This window comes from Microcystis sp. M31BS1 (assembly GCF_020245285.1).
GTDB lineage: Bacteria > Cyanobacteriota > Cyanobacteriia > Cyanobacteriales > Microcystaceae > Microcystis > Microcystis panniformis.
Genome location: NZ_JADBVE010000313.1, coordinates 1 through 5,014, shown reverse-complemented (window position 1 = coordinate 5,014; position 5,014 = coordinate 1). Strand labels below are relative to the sequence as shown.

Sequence of the window (5,014 nt, the reverse complement as noted above, 5' to 3'; positions counted from 1 at the left end):
TGATAACTGATAACTGATAACTGATAACTGATAACTGATAACTGATAACTGATAACTGATAACTGATAACTGATAACTGATAACTGATAACTGATAACTGATAACTGATAACTGATAAATGAATGTTGTGGTGACGGGAATTGGGTTGATCAGTTCTCTGGGAAATTTAAGTCAGAGTTGGCAAAGATTACTAGAGGGCAAAACTGGTATAACTAGGCAACAACCCTTTTCTGATTTACCCGCTTTACCCTTGGGTTTAATCGGTCACAAACCGGCATTTTTAGAGGATTTAACCAAAATTGCCCTGATTGCTGCCCTTGAAGACGCGAAGTTAACCCCTCCCTTAAAGGATTGTGGTGTCACTATCGGTTCTAGTCGCGGTTGTCAGGGTTTATGGGAACGGATGGCAGCGACGGGAATAGTAGAAAACTGGTTAGATAGTTTACCCGATCGCGCCTCGGTATTGACCGCTAGATTGATAGAAACCGGCGCCCCAGTCTTAGCACCCATGGCGGCCTGTGCCACGGCTATCTGGTCGATCGCCCAGGGTGTAGAATTAATTACTATGGGAGAATGCGATCGAGTTTTAGCCGGGGCGATCGAAACCCCGATCACTCCCTTAACTTTGGTGGGATTTGAACAGATGGGAGCTTTGGCGAAAACGGGCTGTTATCCTTTTGATATAGCTAGAGAGGGCTTGGTTTTGGGGGAAGGTGGGGCGATTTTAGTCCTTGAATCGGAGGAACGGGCTTTAAGTAGAAATGCCCCCATCTACGGGCAAATTTTGGGCTATGGTTTTACCTGCGATGCCGATCATGTCAGCGCCCCAGCGGTGAATAATCGTAGTGCTACCAAAGCCATAGAACTATGTTTGCACAGAAGTCAATTAAGAAAAGATGAAATTAATTACATTCACGCCCACGGCACTAGCACGCGTTTAAACGATGAACGGGAGGCAAACCTGATCGCCAGTATTTTTGGCTCGCAAGTGGCTGTAAGCTCGACAAAAGGGGCAACAGGACACACTTTAGGGGCTTCGGGGGCATTAGGTGTGGCTTTTTGTTTAATGGCTCTGAAAAATCAGCGAATTCCCCCCTGTGTCGGTGTGCGCGAGTCGCCTTTTCAATTAAATTTAGCTAGATCGGCTGTTAATTTTTCCCTGCACAATTGTCTCTGTCTTAGTTTCGGGTTCGGAGGACAAAATGCAGCCATCGCAGTGGGGAAGTTGTTCAGTAACCAGTAACCAGTAATCAGTAATCAGTAATCAGTAATCAGTAAACAGTGACCATTTCTTTCCCTGCCCGTCTCTGCATTTTTAACAAAACTTAACAATTATGGGCGAAATTTTGCTTGTTTTTGTCGGGAGATTTTGAGATAATATTTTTAAAAGATTTTATTTATAATGGGAATATTTGAGTCTAAGAAAATTTGCACAGATTTCCATTATGAGAAAAGCATAGCATAAGCCGCCGCCAAAGTCAAGTCCTTTCTTATTACTTATGGGTGCGAATTTCCGAGAGTCAAAAAGGGCCTTAGTGGGGGTGCTAGGTGTTGGGGAGATTTTTCAGTGATCAGCGATCGGTAAACAAAGGGGGAGACGGGGAGAATAAATAAAAGCAAATCTCCTGGTAACTGATAACTGGTAACTGGTAACTGATAACTGATAACTGATAACTGATTATGGATACACCGCGACTACATCCGGATACGATCGAAGAAGTTAAACAAAGAATTGATATTGTGGATTTAATTTCCGAGAGAGTCGTCCTCAAAAAAAGGGGAAGGGAATACGTCGGTTTATGTCCTTTTCACGAGGAAAAATCCCCTAGTTTTACCGTTAGTCCTGCCAAACAAATGTATTACTGTTTTGGCTGTGGTGCGGGGGGAAACGGGATTAAATTTTTCATGGAAGTGGGGAAACAATCTTTTAGTGAAGTGGTTTTCGATCTCGCTAGAAGGTATCAAATCCCGATTAAAACTCTGGCAGTAGAACAGCGTCAGGAATTAGAACAGCAATTATCCCTCAAGGAACAATTATACGAGATAATGGCCGTGGCGGTGAGTTTTTATCAACACGCCCTTAGTCAACCCCAAGGGGAAAAAGCGTTAGATTATCTCAAGGTACAACGACAACTAACCGCAGAAACTATCGCAGCTTTTCAACTGGGATATTCTCCGGAAGGTTGGGAAACTCTCTATCGTTATTTAGTGGAACAAAAGCGCTATCCTGTGGCTTTAGTGGCACAAGCGGGATTAATTAAAGCGCGTCAAAATGGTAGTGGTTATTACGATCAATTTCGAGATCGTTTAATGATTCCTATTTTTGATAGTCAAGGACGAGCGATCGCTTTTGGTAGTCGCACTTTAGGTAATGAGCAGCCAAAGTATCTAAATTCTCCCGATACTCCTCTATTTGAAAAGGGAAAAACTCTCTTTGCTCTTGATCGAGCTAAACAGGCAATTATTCAGCAAGATTTAGCGATAGTTGTCGAGGGTTATTTTGATGCGATCGCTCTCCATGCTACTGGTATTAGTAATGTGGTTGCCTGTTTAGGAACAGCTTTAAGTCAAGAGCAAATTAAATTACTTTTGCGCTACAGTGAAAGTAAACAAATAATCTTTAATTTTGATGCTGATCAAGCGGGAATTAAAGCGACACAAAGGGCGATCGAGGAAATTAACTCTCTAGTTTATTCGGGACAAGTTAACCTAAAAATCCTCAATCTTCCCGATGGTAAAGATGCCGATGAATTTCTTAAATCCCATGCTGACGGGGTGAATACTTATCAAGAACTAATCGAAAAATCTCCTTTTTGGATTGATTGGCAAATATCGCAAATTTTGGTTAATAAAGATTTAAAACGGGGACTACATTTTCAACAAATAGCCAATAGTATGGTGAGTTTGCTGCAAAAGTTAATTGATAGCAATCAACGGACTTTTTATCTAGATTATTGTGCGGAGATTTTGGCTCAAAAAGATGCTACTCGTTTGCCTTATATTTTAAAAAATCTCTCTAAACAGGTTAATAAACCTCAAGGAAAATCTCTGGCAATTAAGAGGAAAAATATCTTAGATAAATCCGAAAAAAATGGCTCAGAAAAAGCCGAATGGTTATTATTATTAATCTATCTCCATTCTCCCGAATATCGGAGGCTCATTTGCGAACTTTTGGATGAAAAAGATTTAATTTTTAATGTCCCTGATTATCGTTGGTTATGGCAAGTAATTCTAGAGTTAGAAACCCAAATTACTAAACCAAGAGATTTGATGTCAGCTTTACAGAATCATTTATTGATAATCACCACAGACAAAAATCGTGATTTTAATTCTTTATTTCACTTAAATGAACATACCAGTCAGGAAATATTGCAGCCAGAAGAACAGATCAAAAATGCTATTATAGCTATGGAAAAAATTAGTTTAATGGAATATCGTCGCTACTGTCAAGAACAATTAATTAATGCTCTCGACAGCAATCAACGGGAATTTTATCAGCAGGAATTCTATCAAACTGTTAATAAATTAATCGCAATTGATCCTCACTACCAACAAGCTTAATTCTCTGATTGCTTAGAAGCTAGACAGTTGTTCGGCAATAATAGATACTAACTTATCCACTGCTCCCGCTTGCCCGCGCACTGCCCGCAATTTTTGCCGGATAGCCTCTAATTGTTCGGGATTTTCTAACCAAGATATAGCCATATTTGCCACTTCTTCTGGTTGTAATTCCCCCAATAATTCCGGAACAATTTCTGCACCAGCCCAAATATTTGGCCAAGCATATAAACGCTTTTTCCGCAACATATAGAGATTAATCATCTTAGCAAATAAAGAACCCACCCCCGGCAGTTGGGCTAATAAACCGGGTAAACCGTCCCAAGTTCTCATCGCATCTAGTTGCTGAGTCGGTAGTAAAATAATCATCGGGATTGCCAGCGCCCCTAATTCGGCAGTATTAGCTCCCACCGTCGTTAAAGCTAAATGACAGCGAGAAAGCTGGTTATGGGCGGGAAAATCGGTAATTAGGTCAACTTTTACCCCCTTATCTGTTTCTAGATAGGGTTTTTCACCGTTTTTTAATTTGGCAGCACTCCAACCGGTTTTAGTGATCATCGGATTAGAGCTAGGATCGGCAAATTTCGCCAAATAAGCTAAATTTAGGGTAGGAGCGACGGGAATTAAGAATTTAGTCCGGGGATCCTGCGCGTGTATCTTTTCGGCAATGGCTAGGGTTAGGGGTACACCCTGAGCTAATTTCGAGGGTTTGGAACCCGGGAGGAGTGCAATTAAGGTAGCATCATCGGGGGTGATAGCAGTGGGCAAATCCACCATTAAATCGCCGATAACGGTAAATTTAGATTGATATTGTTCAGGAATATTTTTTAATACACTTGTATTCATCACGGCAAAGCGATCGATACCCCGATACCAACGCGCTTCCCATTCCCCATAGATAACCGTGCGATAACCCAAACGTTTACCGATGGTGAGGGCAAAAAATTGATCGCCCCCTAAAAATAAAACGATGCCCTTGGGGTGCCAATCCCAATTATCGGCGGTTTTTCCCCAGAAAAGAAAATTAAAGAAGTTTTCTGGCGACTGGACTCGATCGACCTCTGGATATTTCCTAACTACTTCCGTTTCCGCCCCCATAGAATGAGTACAAGGGGAAAGAATCACCGAAATCCGCAACAGCGATCGATCTTCTGTTAAGTTTTGTCGCAATCTCTTGACAACTGGACGCACCCATGTAGATATTTCTCCAGGGCCATTGGAGAGAATGAGAAGATCAACAGGAGAATCAAACATGATAAGTAGCTGGTTATAATTAAATTAAAAATGGATTTTAGGTTCGATCCCCCCTGCCCCCCTATCCATTAGTCACATCTTTCTTAACATAAAATTTGACAAAAAGAGAAAAGTCTGCAAGATGGCTCAAGGGGGTTCTATGGGGGGACTAATTTGATGAGATAGTTTCCAAGTCTGGCTGATATCATGTTACCTTCGCAGT

3 protein-coding genes are annotated in these 5,014 nt (G+C 41.4%); 2 read left to right on the top strand and 1 reads right to left on the bottom strand.

Features of this window, described 5'->3' with window-relative positions; all coding sequences use genetic code 11:
- Positions 1–118: 118 nt before the first annotated feature.
- Both IM509_RS18035 and dnaG read left to right on the top strand, forming a co-directional pair.
- Complete coding sequence (locus IM509_RS18035) at positions 119–1,243, top strand: beta-ketoacyl-ACP synthase (RefSeq protein WP_052276455.1); 1,125 nt, start codon at positions 119–121, stop codon at positions 1,241–1,243.
- 437 nt (positions 1,244–1,680) lie between these two features.
- Positions 1,681–3,561, top strand: a complete 1,881-nt coding sequence (gene dnaG, locus IM509_RS18030; RefSeq protein ID WP_185237277.1) for a DNA primase — start codon at positions 1,681–1,683, stop codon at positions 3,559–3,561.
- Positions 3,562–3,573: 12 nt separating this feature from the next.
- Here dnaG and IM509_RS18025 read toward each other — a convergent pair whose 3' ends face one another.
- On the bottom strand, positions 3,574–4,812 hold the full coding sequence (locus IM509_RS18025; RefSeq protein WP_052276458.1) for a glycosyltransferase family protein: 1,239 nt from the start codon (positions 4,810–4,812) through the stop codon (positions 3,574–3,576).
- Between the last annotated feature and the right edge of the window lie 202 nt (positions 4,813–5,014).